The following is an 18,424-nucleotide window of genomic DNA, read 5'->3' as shown; positions in this document are numbered from 1 at the left end:
CCTTACGGGTATCTGATCCTTACGGTCGGGGGGCGGCAGTTGCGCGCCTCCCGGTGTATTCGGACCTTTCCCGAGGGAGACTGACATGGCGAGCGAAGCAAAAGCGGCCGAGAGCGCGACGGGTCTTCCGCAGCTCGATTTCTCGACATTCGGAAACCAGATCTTCTGGCTTCTGGTGGCGTTGGTCGTGATCTATTTCATCCTGTCGCGCGTGGCCCTGCCGCGCATCGCCGCCGTTCTGGCCGAGCGTCAGGGGACCATCACCAACGATCTGGCTGCCGCCGAGGACCTCAAGGCCAAGGCGGTCGAGGCGGAAGAGGCCTACAAGAAGGCGCTGGCCGATGCCCGCGCCGAGGCGCAGAAAATTGTTGCCGAGACCAAGGCGGCCATCAAGGCCGACCTGGACAAGGCCAACGAGAAGGCCGATCAGGAGATCGCCGCCCGCACCGCCGAGGGCGAGAAGGCGCTGGCCGAGATCCGCGATGGCGCGCTTGATGCCGTCCGGGACGTGGCCAAGGATGTCGCCGCCGAGCTGGTCTCGGTCATGGGTGGCAAGGCAGACGGGCGCAGCGTGACTGCGGCTGTCAACGCCCGGATGAAAGGATGAGCCCGATGCGCAAGCTGAGTGTCACACTGGCCGCGACACTGGCCGCTACCCCGGCGCTTGCCGCCGGTGGCCCGTTCTTTTCTCTGGGCAACACCGATTTCGTGGTGTTGCTGGCCTTTCTCATCTTCGTGGGCGTGCTCGTCTATCTCAAGGTGCCGGGGCTTCTGGGCCGCAAGCTTGATGAGCGGGCCGCGGGAATCAAGGCCGATCTCGATGAGGCGCGGTGCCTGCGCGAGGAGGCGCAGACCCTTTTGGCGCAATACGAGCGTCAGCAGAAGGACGTGCAGGCACAGGCCGACCGGATCGTGAAACAGGCCAAGGCCGAGGCCGAAGAGGCCGCCGTGCAGGCCAAGGCCGAGATCAAGGCCTCCATCGCCCGCCGCCTTCAGGCTGCCGAAGACCAGATCGCCAGCGCCGAGGCCCGCGCCGTGCGCGATGTGCGCAACGAGGCGATCATCGTGGCCACCGCCGCTGCGCGCGATGTGATCGCCAAGCAGATGACCGCCGCCGAGGCCGACAGCCTGATCGATGCGGGTATCAAGGAGGTCGAGGCCAAGCTCCACTGAGCCGCCGCGCCAGACATGATTTCGCAAGGCCGTGTTCCGAAAGGGGCGCGGCCTTGTTGCATCCGAGGGGTCGATTGAGGGTTTCACATTGCCCCCCGGCTGCGATATGTCAGCCAAGGGCAGGAAAAGGAGCCGATTGGCATGGCATTCGACTACGACCTTTTCGTGATTGGCGGCGGCTCTGGCGGGGTGCGCGCGGCGCGCGTGGCCGCGCAGGGCGGCGCGAAGGTCGCTTTGGCCGAGGAGAGCCGCTATGGCGGCACCTGCGTGATCCGGGGCTGCGTGCCGAAAAAGCTGATGGTCTTTGCGTCCGAATTTCCCGACGCCATCGCCGAGGCGCGCGCCTATGGTTGGGAGGTGACGCAAGGGGCGTTCGACTGGAGCGCGTTCCGAACCAAGCTCCACGCCGAGCTGGACCGGCTGGAAGGCGTCTATCGCGGCATCCTGCGCAACAATGGCGTCGAGACCTTCGACATGCGCGCGCGGCTCGCTGATCCGCACACGGTCGAGTTGGCGGACGGCACGCGGCTGAGCGCGCGGCACATTCTGATTGCCACCGGCGGCCATCCGGTCAAGCCCGATCTGCCGGGGGCCGAGCACGCGATGGTGAGCGACGATCTGTTTCTGATGGAGCGGCTGCCGAAATCCATGCTGATCATCGGCGGCGGCTATATCGCCTGCGAGTTTGCCTGCATCCTCAACGGGCTGGGCGTTGCGGTCACGCAATTCTATCGCGGCGCGCAGGTGTTGCGCGGCTTTGACGAGGAGGCGCGCGGGCTTGTCTCGGACGAGATGATCCAGTCCGGGGTCAACCTGCATCTGGGCACGAATATCGCCGAGATGGAGCCGGTTGACGGCGGCTACCGTGTCTGCGGGACCAACGGGCAGGAAGCGGTCTTTGAGCAGGTGCTCTTTGCCACGGGCCGTGCGCCCAACACGCGCGATCTGGGGCTGGAGGCGGCGGGTGTCACGGTGGGGCGCAAGGGCGAGATCGTGGTCGATGACTATAGCCAGACCAGCGTGCCCTCGATCTATGCCATCGGCGACGTGACCGACCGGGTCAACCTGACGCCGGTGGCGATCCGCGAGGGCATGGCCTTTGTCGAGACGGTGTTTGGCGGCAACCCGACTCCGGTTGATCACGACCTGATCCCGACGGCGATCTTTACCCAGCCCGAGATGGGCACCGTGGGCCTCTCGGAGGAAGAGGCGCGCGAGCGTGGACCGGTGGAAATCTACGCCACCTCGTTCAAGCCGATGCGCGAGAGCTTTGCCGGGCGCGCCACGCGGGTGTTGATGAAGCTGGTGGTCTGCGCCGAGACGCGCCGCGTGCTGGGATGTCATATCGTCGCCCCCGGCGCGGGCGAGATGATCCAGTTGGCCGGAATTGCGGTCAAGATGGGCGCGACCAAAGAGGATTTCGACCGCACCGTCGCGGTGCATCCGACCATGTCGGAAGAGATCGTGACGATGAAAACACCGGTGCGACAGCTTGATTTCTCGGGCGTCCTGCACAGGTTAGACACAAGCCCGTGAAACGGCAGATACAACAAGGGAAGATGTTCATGGCTGGAAACAATGGTGGCCCGTGGGGCGGTGGAGGCGGCAATCGCGGTGGCGATGACGACCGGCGCCCGCCCGGTGGCGGCAGGCGACCGCCCGAAGGCGGCTCGCAACTCCCCGAGATCGAAGATCTGGTGCGCAAGGGTCAGGACCAGTTGCGCGTGCTGATGGGCGGGCGCGGCGGCGGCGGCCGGGGCGGCGCAGGCGGCGGCGGAGAGGGACCGAAATTCGGCAAGGGCACGATTGGCCTTGCGGCGCTTGGCGCGGTCGCGCTTTGGGTGTTTTCCAGCCTCTACACCGTCAAGCCGGAAGAGCAATCCGTCGAGTTGTTTCTTGGCAAATACTACAAGACCGGCAATCCGGGTCTGAACTTTGCCCCGTGGCCGGTCGTCTCGGCCGAGATCGTGAACGTAACCTCGGAACGCACCGAGGATATCGGACGGCGGGTCGGCGGGCGCGAAGAGGGGCTGATGCTGACCACCGATGCCAATATCGTCGATATCGACTTTCAGGTCGTCTGGAACATTTCCGACCCGTCCAAGGTTCTGTTCAATATCCGCGACCCGCAGCTGACGGTGCAGGCGGTGTCCGAATCGGTCATGCGCGAGATCATCGCCGCGTCGAACCTGTCGCCGATCCTCAACCGGGATCGCGGAATCATCGCCGATACGGCGATGGCCAACATTCAGGAAACGATGGACGAGTATAATAGCGGCATTCAGATTGTTCGCCTCAACCTCGACAGAGCCGATCCGCCCGGCGAGGTGATCGACAGCTTCCGCGAAGTGCAGGCCGCCGAGCAGGAGCGCGACCGTCTGCAACGTCAGGCCGATGCCTATGCCAACCGTGTGCTGGCCGAGGCGCGTGGTCAGGCCGCGCAGATCCTCGAGGACTCCGAGGGCTACCGTGCCCGCGTGGTCAACGAGGCACAGGGTGATGCGAGCCGCTTTACGTCGGTTCTCACGGAATATTCCAAGGCACCCGAGGTCACGCGCCGCCGTCTTTATATCGAAACGATGGAGCGGGTTCTGGGTGGAATCGACAAGACGATTCTGGACAATGCGGTTCTGGGTGGCGATGGCGGCACTGGCGGCAGCGGCATCGTGCCATATCTGCCGCTCAATGAGCTGCGTCGCAGCAATCCGAATGCAGGGGGGAATTGATCATGGGTAAGGGTAAATTCATCCTTCCGTTTTTTGTCGTCGCGATTTTCCTCGGGCTGTCGTCCATCTTCGTCGTGGACGAGCGCGAAAAGGCGCTGGTGCTGCAATTTGGCCAGATCAAGTCCGTGAAGGAAGAGCCGGGGCTGAACTTCAAGATCCCGTTCATTCAGGAAGTCGTGCGCTATGACGCCCGTATCCTGTCGCTCGATACCGACACGATCGAGGTGACGCCCTCGGATGACCGCCGTCTGGTGGTCGATGCCTTCGCGCGCTACCGGATTCGTGACGTGGTCCAGTTCCGTCAGGCGGTCGGCGTCGGCGGTATCCGCATGGCCGAAGACCGGCTGTCGTCGATCCTCAATGCGCAGATCCGCGAAGTGCTGGGTGCCGATCAGGTGACGTCGGACACGATTCTGTCAGAGGAACGGCGCAGCCTGATGCTGCGCATTCGGCAGCAGGCGCAGCGCAGCGCGGAGGGTCTTGGTCTTGACGTGGTCGATGTGCGCCTGAAGCAGACCAACCTGCCCGATCAGAACCTTGAAGCCACTTTCGCGCGGATGCGCGCCGAGCGTGAACGCGAAGCCGCAGACGAGATCGCGCGTGGTAACGAGGCCGCGCAGCGGGTGCGCGCCCTGGCTGACCGGACCGTGACCGAGACGCTGTCGGATGCCGAACGGCAGGCGCAGGTGATCCGGGGCGAGGCCGATGCAGAGCGCAACGCGGTGTTTGCCGAAGCCTTTGGCGCGGACCCGGAGTTCTTTGCCTTCTACCGCTCGATGGAAGCCTACGAAAAATCGCTCGGGGGTGAAAACTCGATGCTGGTGATGACCCCGGACGGCGAGTTTTTCGATTACTTCCGGTCGGGCAGCGGCACCGAATGATCGAAACGGCGCTTCTGGCCCTCGGGCTGGTGCTGCTTGTGGAGGGGCTGGTCTATGCGCTGGCCCCTTCGCTTGTAGAGCAGATGCTTGTGGCGCTGGCGGCGATCCCACCCGAGGCGCGGCGGCTTCTGGGTCTGTTGGCGCTGGTGACGGGGTTGGCGCTCATCTGGGTCGCCAAGGCGCTTGGCGCTTGATTTTCGCGTGTCATGAGGATCACATAGGGGTGACACGATGGCAGGGGCTTTGCGATTGACCCGTGCGACCCTACATTCCCTCATGCACGCTGAGTCAGACCGGCGAGAGCCGGAATTGATCAAAGGAGAGTTCGGAGTGAGCAAATCTGTAATTAGCGCAACACGACCGATGCAGGGTCCGATGCGCGCCCTGTGGCTGCTGGCATTGAGCATCGGGCTCTTGATCGCTCAGGCGATGATCGCGCAGGCGCGCCCTGAAAGTTTCGCCGATCTGGCGCAGAAGGTCAGCCCCTCGGTGGTCAATATTACCACCTCGACGATGGTCGAGGGCGATGCCGGTGCAAGCCCGTTGGTGCCCGAAGGCTCGCCCTTCGAGGATTTCTTCGAGCGGTTCCGCGACCAGATGGAGGAGGGCAACCGGCCACGGCGGTCCTCGGCGCTTGGGTCGGGCTTTGTCATTTCCGAGGACGGTTTCGTGGTCACGAACAACCACGTGATCGAGGGCGCGGACGAGATCAACATCGAGTTCTTCTCGGGCAAGACCTTGCCCGCCAAGGTCATCGGCACGGACCCCAAGACCGACATCGCGGTCTTGAAGGTCGAGAGCGACACGCCGTTGCCCTACGTGACGTTCGGCGACAGCGACACCGCGCGTGTGGGCGATTGGGTGCTCGCCATGGGCAACCCGCTGGGGCAGGGCTTTTCGCTCTCCGCCGGGATTGTCTCGGCGCGCAATCGCGCGCTGTCGGGAACCTATGACGATTACATCCAGACCGATGCGGCGATCAATCGGGGCAATTCGGGTGGGCCGCTCTTCAACCTCGATGGCGAGGTCGTGGGCGTCAACACCGCGATCCTGAGCCCCACGGGCGGATCCATCGGGATCGGGTTTTCCATGGCCGCGAACGTGGTCAAGCAGGTGGTCGCGCAGTTGCAGGAATTCGGCGAGACGCGGCGTGGCTGGCTGGGTGTGCGCATTCAGGACGTGACCCCGGACGTGGCCGAGGCCATGGGGCTGGAAAAGGCCGCAGGCGCCCTTGTGACCGATGTGCCCGAGGGGCCGGCGGCGGAGGCCGGGATGCTCTCGGGCGACGTGATCACGTCCTTTGACGGGCGTGACGTGGCCGACACCCGCAGCCTTGTGCGGCAGGTGGGCAATACCGAGGTGGGCAAGACCGTGCGCGTGATCGTGTTCCGCGAGGGCAAGACGCAGACGCTGCGGGTGACGCTTGGCCGTCGTGAGGAAGCCGAAGGCGCGATCCCGGTGGTGCAGCCCGGCGGCGCGCCGGAGGCACCCGAGGAGAAATCCGTCTTTGGGGTGACGCTCCAACCGCTCGATGACGAGGTGCGCGGGCAGCTTGAGCTTGACAGCAGCGTGACCGGGCTGGTCGTGACGGGCGTCGACGAGGCATCCGAAGCCTTCGAGAAGGGCCTGCGCGCGGGTGACGTGATCACCGAAGCGGGCCAGCAGAAGGTGGCAAGCATCGCCGACATGGATGCCCGCATCGCCGAGGCGCGCGAGGCGGGGCGGCGGTCCCTCCTGCTGTTGGTGCGGCGGGGGGGCGATCCGCGCTTTGTGGCGCTCGGGATCGAGGACTAGGCGCAACCGCGTCCAGTCTTGTGAAAGGCCCTCCGTTCGGGGGCCTTTTGCGTTCCGGGGGCATGATGTCGGGTGAGCCGATCCGCTATGCGATCGAAAACGGCACCAGCGCCGCATCCTTGCGCAGATAGAGCGGGTGCCTGGCCGAGCCGTCCTTGTTGAGGCCGAAGCACCGTAGCGGGCGGCCTGTTGCGGCCAGGGCGAGTGTGGCCGCGCGCACGATCCCGCCATAGCGCGCGTGCAGCTTGCCATAGGCCATGACGATCAACTCGGCCTCTTCGGCCATGGCGAGGAGCGCGGGGATATTGGCCGGGCTGCACGCGAGGTCCGGCGCGGGCAGGTCGCGCGGCGAGGTCGCGCGCCAGTCCAGCACATTGCCCTTGAGATAGCGGGTAAAGCCCCAGTCGCGCGCAAAGCTCAATTCGCGGTGACAGGTGGGATCAGAGACCTCGGCGCTGGCCACCGAGGGGTTCATGCCCACAAAGAGCACGGCGCGGGGCTGCACGCCTTCGTGTGTCCAGTCGCGGGTCAGAGCCTGCCGGTAGCGCCCGCAAGGCGAGAAGGTCGCACCGCCGATCACCCCGTCGGGCAGGCGCAGCCGCACCTTGCCGCCGGGGTCGTGCCGGTCCTCGGGGGCGCTCATCGGTTGAAGACGCGCACGGGGTGCAATTCGCCCGCCTTGTAGTGTCCCACCGCAAGCGCGCGACCGTCGAGCGCGGCCCAGCATTCCTCGCCATAGTCAACATCGCTGGCGATCACCATGCCGGGATTGCCGTTGCGCAGCCGCGCCGCGCCTTCGGGCGTGGCGGTGACCATGGGCAGATCCGAAAGCCCCTCCTCCAGCGGACGAATATAGGTGTCCAGATCGCCGGTGCGGGCCAGTGCCTCGATCGTCTCGAGGCTCACCCCGTCCTCGGCGTCGAACGGCCCGGACCAGAGACGGCGCAGCGTGACCACATGGCCGAAACAGCCGAGCGCCTCGCCAAGATCGCGGGCGATGGAGCGGACATATCCGCCCTTGCCGCAGACCATGTCGAGCACGGCCGTATCATCATCGGGCCGGTCCACAAGCAGCAGTTCCTCGACCCAGAGCGGTCGGGCCGCGACCTCGAATTCCTCGCCGTCGCGGGCGCGCTTGTAGGCGCGTTCACCGTCGATCTTGACGGCGGAAAAGCGCGGCGGAACCTGCATGATCTCGCCCACGAAGGCCCCGAGTGCGGCCTTGATCGCGTCATCGCTGGGGCGCGCGTCGCTTGTCGCCATCACCTCGCCCTCGGCATCGTCGGTATTGGTCGCCTGCCCGAACCGCACGGTAAAGCGATAGGCCTTGAGCGCGTCGGTGATATAGGGGACGGTCTTGGTCGCCTCGCCAAGCGCGATAGCCAGAACGCCGGTCGCCTCCGGGTCGAGCGTGCCGGCATGGCCCGCCTTGCGCGCCTCAAGCGCCCACTTGACCTTGTTGACGACGGCGGTGGAGGTGAGGCCCGCAGGCTTGTCCACCACCAGCCATCCCGAAAGGTCGCGCCCCTTTGGCTTTCGTGCCATGTCCGGTCCCTTGTTGTCTTCAGATCAGGGTCGAGCGCCTAGTCCAGTGCAGTCCCGCCGTCAACCACCACGCCCACCATCGGCCCGAGCGGAAACCCGAGATCGGAGCGCGCAAGCCCCGGCGCGTGGAGCCGTGACACCTTGCCATCGAGATAGAGCGCCTGTGGCGCGCCGAGGTGGTCGCGGAAAACGCGGGCGAAGCGGTGGAAATTCACCGGCGCGTCGGAGATGAGAAACCACACGCGCCGCCCGTCAGCCGAGGTGCCGACACCGTTGCGGATATGGCGGCTGTCGCTCTCCTCGAGGAAGCGGGGGTGGAGCGCGCCGTCGATCACCAGCATCGGCCCCGATTGCGTGGCAAAGCGGCAGGTGGGGGCCTCACGCGCGAAGCGGCGCGTTTCAATGACATGGGCGGTGGTGCCGGTCACGCAGAACACGCCGTTGGGCAACATCCCGAAGTTGCCCGGCCCTGCGGAGGTGACGAGGGGCGCTATCTCCTGTCCTGCCTCGACATGAAGGCCGACGGGGCGTCTGTCGGCGTGATACATGCCGCCGTTCATGGCGAAGGCAAGGCGCTTGCCCTCGGGTTTCAGCTGCCGGTCGATATTGGCGAAACTGCCAAGCGGCGTATCGCGCGTCGGGTCATTGAGAAAGAGGCGGATATCGTCGCGCGCGGCATCGGCCCCGCAGAGCGTATAGCCTGCACCCTCAAAGGTGATGGCGCGGCAGAAGGCGGCGGCGGGGAGGGGGGCGAGCAGAACAAGCGCGGCCAGAAGCGCAGAGGCAAGCGCGCGCGGTCCTGTCCCGCCTGTGCCCGTCATGCTCCGGCTTGACCGGAGCATCTCCGGCCACAGCCCGACCCACGAGATTGCCCGGTCAAGCCGGACAATGACGCGCGCTTGCCGCAGGCCGGGGCCTTTACCCCTCCACATCCCGGCGCACCTTGTCCTCTGCGAAAAGCCGCCGCGTCTCGTCCATCTGGTCAAACGTCTCATCGAGGCGAAAGCGCAGATCGGGGGTGAATTTCAGCCCCGCCTTGCGCCCGATGATGCGGCGCAATTCGGATTTGTTGCGCGCCAGCAGCGTGACCGCGTCCTCCGCCCCCCGCCCGCCAAGCGGCATGACAAAGGCGGTGGCGATCTTGAGATCGGGCGAACAGCGCACTTCGCCCACGGTGATCGACAGGCGGTTCAACTCGGGATCGTGGATATCGCCCCGCATCAGCACCTCCGACAGGGTGCGGCGGATCAGCTCTCCGACGCGCAACTGCCGTTGCGAGGGGCCGGGGCCGTCATGTGTCTGGTGTCGTGCCATGAGGCGCATCTAATCCCTGGAACACGCCATGCCAAGCGGGCAAGGCTCAATCGCCGAGATCGGTGAAAAGATTCTCGCTTTCGACAAAGTCGATCCGGTCCTCGGACACGGTGCCGTCGTTGATGTCGCGCGTCTCGACCCGCCCGTCGCCGAAGCCGAGGATCACAACGTCGCATATATCGAGGAACAGGCCGTTCTCGACCACCCCGGGCATCTGGTTGAGCGCCATGGCAAGCTGATGCGGGTTGCCGATGCGGGCAAGATGCAGGTCGACGATGTAATTTCCCTCATCGGTGATGAAGGGCCGGTCGCCGTTCATGCGCAGCGTGGCGTCGCGGCCCAGCACGTCCATGTTGATCAAGAGTTCCTCGACCAGCGATTTCGTTGTCTGCCAGCCGAATGGGATGATCTCGACCGGGAGCGGAAAGGCGCCGAGTGTCTCGACCTCCTTGCCGATATCGGCGATCACGATCATCTGGTCGCTGGCGGTGGCGACGATCTTTTCCTGCAATAGCGCGCCGCCGCCGCCCTTGATCAGGTTGAGATTGACGTCGAACTCGTCCGCGCCGTCGATCGTCACATCAAGCCATTTCGCCTCGTCGAGGCTGATCACCTCGATGCCGACCTCGCGGGCCAGTTCAGCGGTGCGGGTGGAGGTGGGCACACCCTTGATCCTGAGACCGTCCTCGCGCACCAGCTCTCCCAGACAGCGCACCATCCACGCAGCGGTGGAGCCGGTGCCGAGACCCACGCGCATCCCGTCCTCGATATAATCGACCGAGCGTTTGGCGGCGACGAACTTGGCCTTGTCGATGGGGGACAATTCTCCGGTCATGGGACATCTCCGCGTGGTTTTGCCCGGTCTTATAGGCGTGATGGCCGCGCGGCGCGAGGGGCAATCGCGCTCAGACGGTCATGTGACGCGCGCGCGCCGCGCGCTCGATGGCCGCTGCGTGCAGCCGGTCGATGTTCAACTCGTAGCGCATTTCCTCGAGCAGGCGCAATTCGCGGTCGTTGAGCGTGCCGTCGGCGGCAGCGACATCACAGGCAAGCGCATAGGCGGTCTCGTAGAGGCGTTCAGGCAGGTTGGCGCGGACAAGACCGAAGAGCGCGTCAAGTCCGTCCTCGACCGAAAACAGGTCAAAGACCGTTTGCGACATGACCCGCAGCCGGTCGAGATCGTAATTGGCAAAAACCGGCAGGTTGTTGATCTGGCTCTCGATCTTGACAAGCTCGGCGGTGCGCATGTCCTCGTCCGAGGCCGAGACGGCAATCATCACCGCCACGAGGCAATCCTCGGGGCTGAGCGGATGGGGGACGGGATCGGACATGGGATGCCTTTCAGGGGTGATGTTGCGGCGCAGAATATTGACTGTCTTGCGTCCCGGCAATAGGTAGCGCGAAGCCGCGCGGTCCTGTCCCCGCACGGAAAATCTGGAGTTTGAGCAATGTCCGATCTGCGCGACGCCGCGATGCAATCGAAAGCCTGGCCATTCGAGGAAGCGCGCCGGGTGCTCAAACGCTATGAGAACGCCCCGCCCGAAAAGGGCCATGTGCTTTTCGAGACGGGCTATGGCCCCTCTGGCCTGCCGCATATCGGCACGTTCGGCGAGGTGCTGCGCACCACGATGATCCGCCGCGCCTTCGAGGCGATCAGCGATATTCCGACGCGGATGATCTGTTTTTCCGACGATCTTGACGGGATGCGCAAGGTGCCGGGCAACGTGCCAAATCAGGACGCCTTGCGCGAACACCTGCAAAAACCGCTGACAAGCGTGCCCGACCCGTTCGGCACCCATGACAGCTTTGGCGCGCACAACAACGCCATGCTGCGGCGGTTTCTCGATACGTTCGGCTTCGAGTATGAGTTCATTTCCGCCACCGAGTTCTACCGCTCGGGGCAGTTCGACGAGGTGCTGCGCCGCGCCGCCGAACGCTATGACGCGATCATGGCGATCATGCTGAAATCCCTGCGCGAGGAGCGGCGGCAGACCTATTCGATCTTCCTGCCGATCCACCCCGAGACGGGCCGCGTCCTGTACGTGCCGATGAAGCATGTCGATGGCGTGAAGGGCGAGATCACCTTTGACGACGAGACGGGGCGCGAATGGACGCTGCCGGTGACGGGCGGGCATGTGAAACTGCAATGGAAGCCGGATTTCGGTGCGCGCTGGGCCGCGCTTGGCGTCGATTTCGAGATGTATGGCAAGGACCACTCCACCAACACGCCCATTTATGACGGCATCTGCCGGGCGCTTGGGGAACGCGCGCCGGAGCATTTCACCTATGAGCTGTTCCTCGACGAGACCGGGCAGAAGATTTCCAAGTCGAGCGGCAACGGGATCTCGATCGACGAATGGCTGCGCTATGCCGCGACGGAATCCCTGAGCTATTTCATGTATCAAAAGCCCAAGACGGCCAAGCGGCTCTATTTCGACGTTATTCCCAAGGCGCTGGACGAATACCACCAGCAATTGCGCGCCTATGCCGGGCAGGACATCACGCAGCGCCTCAACAATCCGGTGCATCACATCCACAACGGCGACGTGCCCGAGAGCCGTATGGTCGTGCCCTTCTCGATGCTCCTGAACCTCGCCTCGGTCTCTGCCGCGCAGGACAAGGCCACGCTCTGGGGCTTTATCCGCCGCTATGCGCCCGAGGCCAGCCCCGAGACGCATCCCGATCTTGACGCGGCGGCGGGCGGTGCGGTGCGCTATTACGAGGATTTCGTGGCGCCGCACAAGGTTTATCGCGCGCCCACCGATCTGGAGCGCGAGGCGCTCATCGATCTGCGCGACCGGCTTGCCGCGCATGAGGGCGCGCGCGACGACGAGACGCTGCAAGGCATCGTCTACGACGTCGGACGCGACCGGTTCGAGCCATTGCGCGACTGGTTCACCGCGCTTTACGAGGTGCTGCTCGGGGCTTCTCAGGGGCCACGGTTCGGCGGGTTCATCGCCCTTTACGGCGTGGAAGAGACCGTGGCGCTCATCAACCGGGCGCTGGCGGGCGAGATGGCTTGACGCGGATCATTGCGCGCGCGCCGGGGGCTTGGTAGCCTCCGGTGCAAAAGAGCATGAGGCCCGCGATGCAGTATCCCCTTGTCACCCTGATGACCGCCCTTGGCCTTGCCGCCTGCGTTCAGGCGGTCTCGATGCCCGAGCCTGCGGAGGGCGCGGCGCTCTTTGCCGCGAACTGCGCGCAATGCCACGGCGCGGGCGGCCGGGGCGACGGGCCATGGGCCAAGGGGATGGTCCCTCCGCCTTCTGACCTGACGCGGCTTGGCAACGGGGCGTTCCCGCGCGCGCGGGTCCTCTCGGTGATCGACGGCTATGACCGCACCGGCCTGCCGGGGCAGGAGATGCCGGAATTCGGCCTGCTCTTGCGCGGGGATACGGTGCCGGTGGATGTGGGCGACGGGGTGCTCACGCCGACGCCGCGCCCGCTGGCCGCGCTTCTGGCCTATCTGGAGAGCATTCAGGAGGGGTAGGGCGCCGACCGCTGCGGCCAGCGCCCCTTTGCCTCAGAGGCTTGCGTCGAGTGCGGCGAGGATCGCGTCGCCCATCTCGACAGTGGAGACCGGCGTGCCGCCGTCCGGCCCCATCAGATCACCGGTGCGCACGCCGTCTGCCAGCACCTTTTCCACAGCCGCTTCCACGCGCGCGGCCTCGTCGCCCAGATCGAAGGAATAGCGCAGCGCCATGGCAAAGCTGAGGATGCAGGCAATGGGGTTGGCTTTGCCTTGCCCTGCGATGTCGGGGGCGGAGCCATGCACCGGCTCGTAAAGCGCCTTGGGCCGGCCATTGGCCATCGGTGCCCCGAGCGAGGCCGAGGGCAGCATCCCCAGAGAGCCCGTCAGCATCGCCGCAAGGTCCGACAGCAGATCGCCAAAGAGGTTGTCGGTCACGATCACGTCGAATTGTTTGGGCCAGCGGGTCAGCTGCATCGCGCCCGCGTCGGCATACATGTGGCTGAGCTCCACATCGGGATACTCGGCCTGATGCACCTCGGTCACCACCTCGCGCCAGAGCACGCCGGATTCCATCACATTGGCCTTCTCCATCGAACAGACCTTGTTCGAGCGTTTGCGCGCCAACTCGAAGGCCGAGCGCGCGACGCGGGCGATCTCGGATTCGGTATAGCGTTGCGTGTTGATGCCGACGCGCTCGTTGCCCTCGCGGATCACGCCGCGCGGCTCTCCGAAGTAGACGCCGCTCGTCAGTTCGCGCACGATCATGATGTCGAGACCGGCCACCACGTCGCGCTTGAGCGAGGAGAAATCGGCGAGCGCATCAAAGCATTGCGCAGGCCGCAGGTTGGCATAGAGGTCCATTTCCTTGCGCAGGCGCAGAAGGCCGCGCTCGGGCTTCACGCTGAAATCGAGGCTGTCATATTGCGGCCCGCCAACGGCCCCGAGCAGCACCGCGTCCACCTCCTGCGCGCGGGCCATGGTGTCGTCGTGCAGCGGCGTGCCGTGCTTGTCATAGGCACAACCGCCGACCAGATCCTCGCTCACGTCAAAGGCGATGCCGCGTTTGGCACCGAACCAGTCGATGATGCGGCGCACCTCGGCCATGACTTCGGGGCCGATTCCGTCACCGGGCAGGATGAGAAGCGAGGGGTTGGGCATGGGGTCTGTCCTCTTGGGTGTTTGATTGTCCGATGGCCTATCCCCCGCGCGCGGCGGGGTCAAGAATGGGTGCGCTCAGTCGATCGTGAGGTCCACCCAGACAAGGCGGTGAGGGCCGGTCGGATCGTCCTCGGGCGTAGGGTGCAGGCCCGCATCGGTGACGGTGAGATCCGCCGAGGGCAAGAGGTAGCTCACGCGCAAGGGGCCGGTCTGCGGCCACCGGGCTGTGGCGAGGTCCGGCAACGGGTCCTGCACACGCGGATCACGCAGAAGCGCGCGGATCGCCTCGTGCCGTCCCTCGCCGCGCGCGGGGTCAAGATTGGCCACGCCCGCGATCACGAAAGGCGGTTCCGGCGCGGGACCGAACCGGCCGTCGAGGATGTGCTGCCAGAGACGGATTTCGTCGGCATTGCGCCGCCCGTTGCGGTCCTCCGGCCCGTCAAAGACCGGCGGCGCGGCGTGAAAGGCAAGGATCGTCAGCCGCCCCTCGGGCAGCGTGACCGACACTTCCCAATGCCCGACCGACGAGAGCCTCTGCACGGCTTGCGTCTCCTCAGACGGGAAAGGCCGCCCATCCACCTCCGGCAAGAGCGCGCCGGGAAGGTCGCGCCAGAGAAGCGCGCTCCAGTCGCGCGCGGCCCCCGTGTCGATGGGGTGGCGCGACAGAAGCGCCATGCCTCCCTGACCGGAAAACGCGCCATAGCCCTGGGCATCCCCGGGACCCCCGCGCCGCCCGTCGCCATCCATGTCAAGCCCGGTGGGCCAGCCGCTGTTGGGCTGCGGCGCAAAGACATGGGGATAGACCGGCCCCGCCCGCGCAATCCGGTCGCGCAGGGCGGTGAGCGCCATCAGATCGCGGTCATGGTCCACGCCTTGCAGCAGCAGGATATCCGGCGCGACCTTGGCCAGAATATCCGCGAGCGCGGCCATGCGCGGGTCCGCGTCGCTCCGGATGTCGCGCAGCAGAAGGCCGGGGCCGGGCCGGGCAAGGGCCACGTTCCACGTGGCCACCCGGACGCTTCCGGCGTGCAGCGGCGCAGAGATCAGCACAAGGATCAGCAGCCAAAGCGCGCTCAGACGCCTTGCGTGGTGCCCGGCCCCTTCGCGGTATAGGTGCGTTTGCGTTTGTCTTCGATCATGGCCGCGATCCGGCTCATGGCGATGCCGCGCATCAGCAGGCTTGCGGGAAGAAAGGCCCATGCCGTTGTTGTCCAGATCAGGGTGTGCGGATCGGTTATGGTTACCGGGTCGAGAATCGAGGACGCCAGCGTAACCATGGCAGGTATGATGAAAGGCAGCAAGAAACCCAGAACCATGTTGAGGCCCGCATCCCGCCCGATCCGGTGCACCACGTCACCGCCCCCCGTGGGATCGAAGAGCGGCATGTTCACCCAGACATTGAAGCCGCTCCCGCGGTTTGGCCAGCCGTGAAACCGCACCAGCGTCAGGAAAATCAGGACCATCACCAGAGAGGCCATGTAGGAGACGCCCGCAGCGCGCCGCACCTGTGCGAAGAGGGCCGGGTCGGCGTCAGGCGGCAACATCACGACCATCAGGCCGACCGGCGAATACGGGAAATCCACTGCCGCCCCAAGGCCGTCCGCGAGGCTTGTCAGCAGGATCGTCGCCTTGGTCGGGGCCACCTCTCCGCGGATGATGAGCGACAGCGTTATGAGGATCGCAGCGAGCGTTAAGAACCTGAGCCGGTTGTAGGGCGGGGCGAAGCGGAACTCGACGATCGACGGGTAGCGGGAATTATACTCGATGAAGGTCAGAACCGAGGCCAGGACGGCGAATATCATGACCATCTGCGCCGTGTCAGACTTGGTGAATGGCAACAGGAGCGCGGGCACCATCACCAGCACGGCGACAAGGATCGCACGAGAAATTGCTGCCGGGGTTTGCGCGCCCACTGCCCGTTCCTTCTGATACCGGTCGGGTGCGATGCGGTGCCGCCCCCTTGTCCCGTCATTATTCCGCCAATTATGGCGGTCTGCCTCAATCCTGCCCAATTTTTGCCCTCTTTCACCTCACAACGCAATAACCCGGTAAGGAGAACGCAAGATATCGGGCAATTTCATGGCGTAGTTGGTGCAGCAATGCATCAACCTTCGGGTAAAACCCCGGCATAACCTCATGAAATAGCGTATTTTGTGGCTGTCGCGCGGTGTGCCACAAGAGCGGAGGGCGCAGGCCGCGCCCTCCGGTTGACATTACACCCAGGGCCGCGCCTGTGCCGCCTGTGTCTCGAACGCCTCGATCGCGGCGGCCTTCTCCAGCGTCAGGCCGATATCGTCGAGCCCTTCGAGCAGGCAGTGCTTCTTGAACGCGTCCACCTCGAAGGAAAACACCTCGCCGTCGGAGGTCGAGACGGCCTGCGCCTCCAGATCGACCTCGATGCGCGCATTGGCGCCCTTCTCGGCCTCGCGCATCAGCACATCCACCTGCTCTTGCGGCAGGGCAATCGGCAGGATGCCGTTCTTGAAGCAGTTGTTGTAGAAGATATCGGCAAAGCTCGGCGCGATGATGCAGCGGATGCCGAAATCGAGGATCGCCCAGGGGGCGTGCTCGCGGCTCGACCCACAGCCGAAATTGTCGCCCGCGACAAGAATCTGCGCCTCGCGATATTGCGGCTTGTTCAGCACGAAATCGGGGATCTCGTTGCCATCATCGTCATAGCGCATCTCGTCAAAGAGATTGACCCCCAACCCCGAGCGCTTGATCGTCTTGAGGAACTGCTTGGGGATGATCATGTCGGTATCGACATTGATCAGCGGCAGGGGTGCTGCGATGCCGCTGAGTTTGGTGAATTTTTCCATTACATCATCTCCCGAACATCGGTCAATTTGCCGGTCACCGCCGCCGCCGCCGCCATGGCCGGCGACATCAGATGTGTGCGCCCGCCGCGGCCCTGGCGGCCCTCGAAATTGCGGTTCGATGTGGCCGCGCAGCGCTCGCCGGGCGAAAGTTGATCGGGGTTCATCGCCAGGCACATGGAGCACCCCGCAAGCCGCCATTCAAAGCCGGCCTCGATGAAGATATCCGCCAGCCCCTCTTCCTCGGCCTGCGCGCGCACAAGGCCCGAGCCGGGCACGACCATCGCCCGTTTCACGGCGATCTTCTTGCCCTTGAGGATTTCGGCGGCGGCGCGCAGATCCTCGATCCGGCCATTGGTGCAGGAGCCGATAAAGACCGTGTCGATCTCGACCTCCGAGAGTTTCTGGCCGGGCTTGAGGCCCATGTAGTCCAGCGACCGGCGCGCCGCCTCGACCTTGCCGCCCTTGAAATCCGAAGGATCAGGCACGCTGGCAGTGATCGGCAGCACGTCCTCGGGGCTGGTGCCCCAGGTCACGACGGGGGCAATGTCCTCGGCCCGCAGCGTCACAACCTTGTCCCAATGCGCGTCATCGTCGGAATAGAGCGTCTTCCACCAGGTGAGCGCCGCCTCCCACTGCGCGCCCTTGGGCGCGTGGGGCCGGCCCTTGCAGTATTCAAACGTCTTTTCATCCGGCGCGATCAGCCCTGCGCGCGCGCCGCCCTCGATCGCCATGTTGCAGACCGTCATGCGGCCCTCCATGCTCAGATCCCGAATGGCCTCGCCGCAATATTCGATGACATGGCCGGTGCCGCCCGCCGTGCCGGTCGCGCCGATCACCGAAAGCGTGATATCCTTGGCGGTCACGCCGGGGCGCAGCTTGCCGGTGATCTCGACCTTCATATTCTTGGCGCGGCGCTGAATGAGCGTCTGCGTGGCCAGCACATGCTCGACCTCAGATGTGCCGATGCCATGCGCGAGCGCGCCGAAGGCCCCATGCGTCGCCGTATGACTATCGCCGCAGACCACGGTCATGCCGGGCAGGGTCCAGCCCTGTTCGGGGCCGACAATATGCACGATCCCCTGTCGCACATCCGACACGGGGTAATAATGAATCCCGAAATCGCGCGCGTTGGTGTCCAGTGCCTCGACCTGGATGCGGCTGTCCTCGGTCATGGTGGCGGCATTGGCGCGGTCAAGCGTGGTGGGCACGTTGTGATCGGGCACGGCAATGGTCTTGTCGGGGGCATGGACCTTGCGGCCTGCCATCCGCAGCCCTTCAAAGGCTTGCGGGCTTGTCACCTCGTGCACAAGGTGGCGGTCGATATAGAGAAGGCAGGTGCCGTCCTCGGCCTCGTGGGCCACGTGGGCATCCCAGATCTTGTCATAGAGTGTCTTGGGGGACATGCGTCCTCTCCCGTTGCTGAATGGCTGCGGTCGGATGGGTGAACGGCGCGCGCCCTCAGAGACGCGCGCGCACGGAGCGTTGCGCCCCGAAGAACCGCCATGGCAGGCGCGCGCGATCATCCATGTCGAAAACCCGTGT

The 18,424-nt window shown here is 65.1% G+C and carries 20 protein-coding genes; 9 read left to right on the top strand and 11 right to left on the bottom strand.

Annotated elements, in window-relative coordinates; genetic code table 11:
- Positions 1–85: 85 nt before the first annotated feature.
- The 7 genes from ABIE57_RS03485 (at position 86) to ABIE57_RS03455 (ending at position 6,574) form a co-directional block, all read left to right on the top strand.
- Positions 86–607, top strand: a complete 522-nt coding sequence (locus tag ABIE57_RS03485) for a F0F1 ATP synthase subunit B' (RefSeq protein ID WP_354537608.1) — start codon at positions 86–88, stop codon at positions 605–607.
- Positions 604–1,173 (top strand): F0F1 ATP synthase subunit B, encoded by a 570-nt coding sequence (locus tag ABIE57_RS03480; protein ID WP_454283714.1) that lies wholly within the window; start codon positions 604–606, stop codon positions 1,171–1,173. Before ABIE57_RS03485 ends, ABIE57_RS03480 begins: the two co-directional genes overlap by 4 nt.
- Before the next feature lie 141 nt (positions 1,174–1,314).
- The gene (gor, locus tag ABIE57_RS03475; RefSeq protein WP_354537606.1) at positions 1,315–2,709 is read left to right on the top strand and encodes a glutathione-disulfide reductase; all 1,395 of its coding nucleotides are present in this window, start codon (positions 1,315–1,317) and stop codon (positions 2,707–2,709) included.
- Positions 2,710–2,738: 29 nt separating this feature from the next.
- Positions 2,739–3,899, top strand: coding sequence for an FtsH protease activity modulator HflK (gene hflK / locus ABIE57_RS03470; protein ID WP_354537605.1), 1,161 nt, complete (start codon positions 2,739–2,741; stop codon positions 3,897–3,899).
- A 2-nt stretch (positions 3,900–3,901) separates the two neighbouring features.
- Positions 3,902–4,780 (top strand): protease modulator HflC, encoded by an 879-nt coding sequence (hflC, locus tag ABIE57_RS03465; RefSeq protein WP_354537604.1) that lies wholly within the window; start codon positions 3,902–3,904, stop codon positions 4,778–4,780.
- Positions 4,777–4,974: a DUF2065 family protein gene (locus tag ABIE57_RS03460; protein WP_354537603.1), complete on the top strand. Its 198-nt coding sequence runs from the start codon at positions 4,777–4,779 to the stop codon at positions 4,972–4,974. The genes hflC and ABIE57_RS03460 overlap by 4 nt, the downstream gene beginning before the upstream one ends.
- Positions 4,975–5,155: 181 nt before the next feature.
- Positions 5,156–6,574: a Do family serine endopeptidase gene (locus ABIE57_RS03455; protein WP_354537602.1), complete on the top strand. Its 1,419-nt coding sequence runs from the start codon at positions 5,156–5,158 to the stop codon at positions 6,572–6,574.
- A gap of 85 nt (positions 6,575–6,659) precedes the next feature.
- Here the strand turns inward: ABIE57_RS03455 and ABIE57_RS03450 are convergent, their stop codons facing one another.
- The 6 genes from ABIE57_RS03450 to ABIE57_RS03425 form a co-directional block, all read right to left on the bottom strand.
- Positions 6,660–7,217 (bottom strand): DUF1643 domain-containing protein, encoded by a 558-nt coding sequence (locus ABIE57_RS03450; RefSeq protein ID WP_354537601.1) that lies wholly within the window; start codon positions 7,215–7,217, stop codon positions 6,660–6,662.
- Entirely contained in the window at positions 7,214–8,119 is a 906-nt protein-coding gene (gene truB, locus ABIE57_RS03445; protein WP_354537600.1) for a tRNA pseudouridine(55) synthase TruB, read from the bottom strand. The genes ABIE57_RS03450 and truB overlap by 4 nt, the downstream gene beginning before the upstream one ends.
- A gap of 38 nt (positions 8,120–8,157) precedes the next feature.
- Positions 8,158–8,940 (bottom strand): phosphodiester glycosidase family protein, encoded by a 783-nt coding sequence (locus ABIE57_RS03440; protein ID WP_354537599.1) that lies wholly within the window; start codon positions 8,938–8,940, stop codon positions 8,158–8,160.
- A 97-nt stretch (positions 8,941–9,037) separates the two neighbouring features.
- Positions 9,038–9,433, bottom strand: coding sequence for a 30S ribosome-binding factor RbfA (rbfA, locus tag ABIE57_RS03435; RefSeq protein WP_354537598.1), 396 nt, complete (start codon positions 9,431–9,433; stop codon positions 9,038–9,040).
- A 46-nt stretch (positions 9,434–9,479) separates the two neighbouring features.
- Positions 9,480–10,268 carry a ribose-5-phosphate isomerase RpiA gene (rpiA, locus tag ABIE57_RS03430; protein WP_354537597.1) on the bottom strand — a complete coding sequence of 263 codons (789 nt, stop codon included), beginning with the start codon at positions 10,266–10,268 and terminating at the stop codon, positions 9,480–9,482.
- Between the two features lie 70 nt (positions 10,269–10,338).
- Positions 10,339–10,764, bottom strand: a complete 426-nt coding sequence (locus ABIE57_RS03425; RefSeq protein ID WP_354537596.1) for a tellurite resistance TerB family protein — start codon at positions 10,762–10,764, stop codon at positions 10,339–10,341.
- Positions 10,765–10,881: 117 nt separating this feature from the next.
- Here ABIE57_RS03425 and ABIE57_RS03420 point away from each other — a divergent pair, with 117 nt between their 5' ends.
- Both ABIE57_RS03420 and ABIE57_RS03415 read left to right on the top strand, forming a co-directional pair.
- A complete protein-coding gene (locus ABIE57_RS03420; protein WP_354537595.1) occupies positions 10,882–12,456 on the top strand; it encodes a lysine--tRNA ligase in 1,575 nt (524 codons plus the stop codon).
- Between the two features lie 65 nt (positions 12,457–12,521).
- Entirely contained in the window at positions 12,522–12,923 is a 402-nt protein-coding gene (locus ABIE57_RS03415) for a c-type cytochrome (RefSeq protein WP_354537594.1), read from the top strand.
- A 33-nt stretch (positions 12,924–12,956) separates the two neighbouring features.
- Here ABIE57_RS03415 and leuB read toward each other — a convergent pair whose 3' ends face one another.
- The 5 genes from leuB to leuC form a co-directional block, all read right to left on the bottom strand.
- On the bottom strand, positions 12,957–14,063 hold the full coding sequence (gene leuB / locus ABIE57_RS03410) for a 3-isopropylmalate dehydrogenase (RefSeq protein ID WP_354537593.1): 1,107 nt from the start codon (positions 14,061–14,063) through the stop codon (positions 12,957–12,959).
- Positions 14,064–14,138: 75 nt separating this feature from the next.
- The gene (locus tag ABIE57_RS03405; protein WP_354537592.1) at positions 14,139–15,074 is read right to left on the bottom strand and encodes an endonuclease/exonuclease/phosphatase family protein; all 936 of its coding nucleotides are present in this window, start codon (positions 15,072–15,074) and stop codon (positions 14,139–14,141) included.
- Between the two features lie 62 nt (positions 15,075–15,136).
- Positions 15,137–15,976 (bottom strand): hypothetical protein, encoded by an 840-nt coding sequence (locus ABIE57_RS03400; protein WP_354537591.1) that lies wholly within the window; start codon positions 15,974–15,976, stop codon positions 15,137–15,139.
- 300 nt (positions 15,977–16,276) lie between these two features.
- Positions 16,277–16,882, bottom strand: coding sequence for a 3-isopropylmalate dehydratase small subunit (gene leuD, locus ABIE57_RS03395; RefSeq protein WP_354537590.1), 606 nt, complete (start codon positions 16,880–16,882; stop codon positions 16,277–16,279).
- A complete protein-coding gene (leuC, locus tag ABIE57_RS03390; RefSeq protein ID WP_354537589.1) occupies positions 16,882–18,285 on the bottom strand; it encodes a 3-isopropylmalate dehydratase large subunit in 1,404 nt (467 codons plus the stop codon). Before leuC ends, leuD begins: the two co-directional genes overlap by 1 nt.
- Positions 18,286–18,424 lie beyond the last annotated feature (139 nt).

It is taken from the genome of Roseovarius sp. MBR-6 (assembly GCF_040547525.1).
In the GTDB taxonomy this organism is placed as follows: Bacteria; Pseudomonadota; Alphaproteobacteria; order Rhodobacterales; family Rhodobacteraceae; genus Roseovarius.
This window is presented reverse-complemented; position numbering and strand designations above follow the sequence as displayed.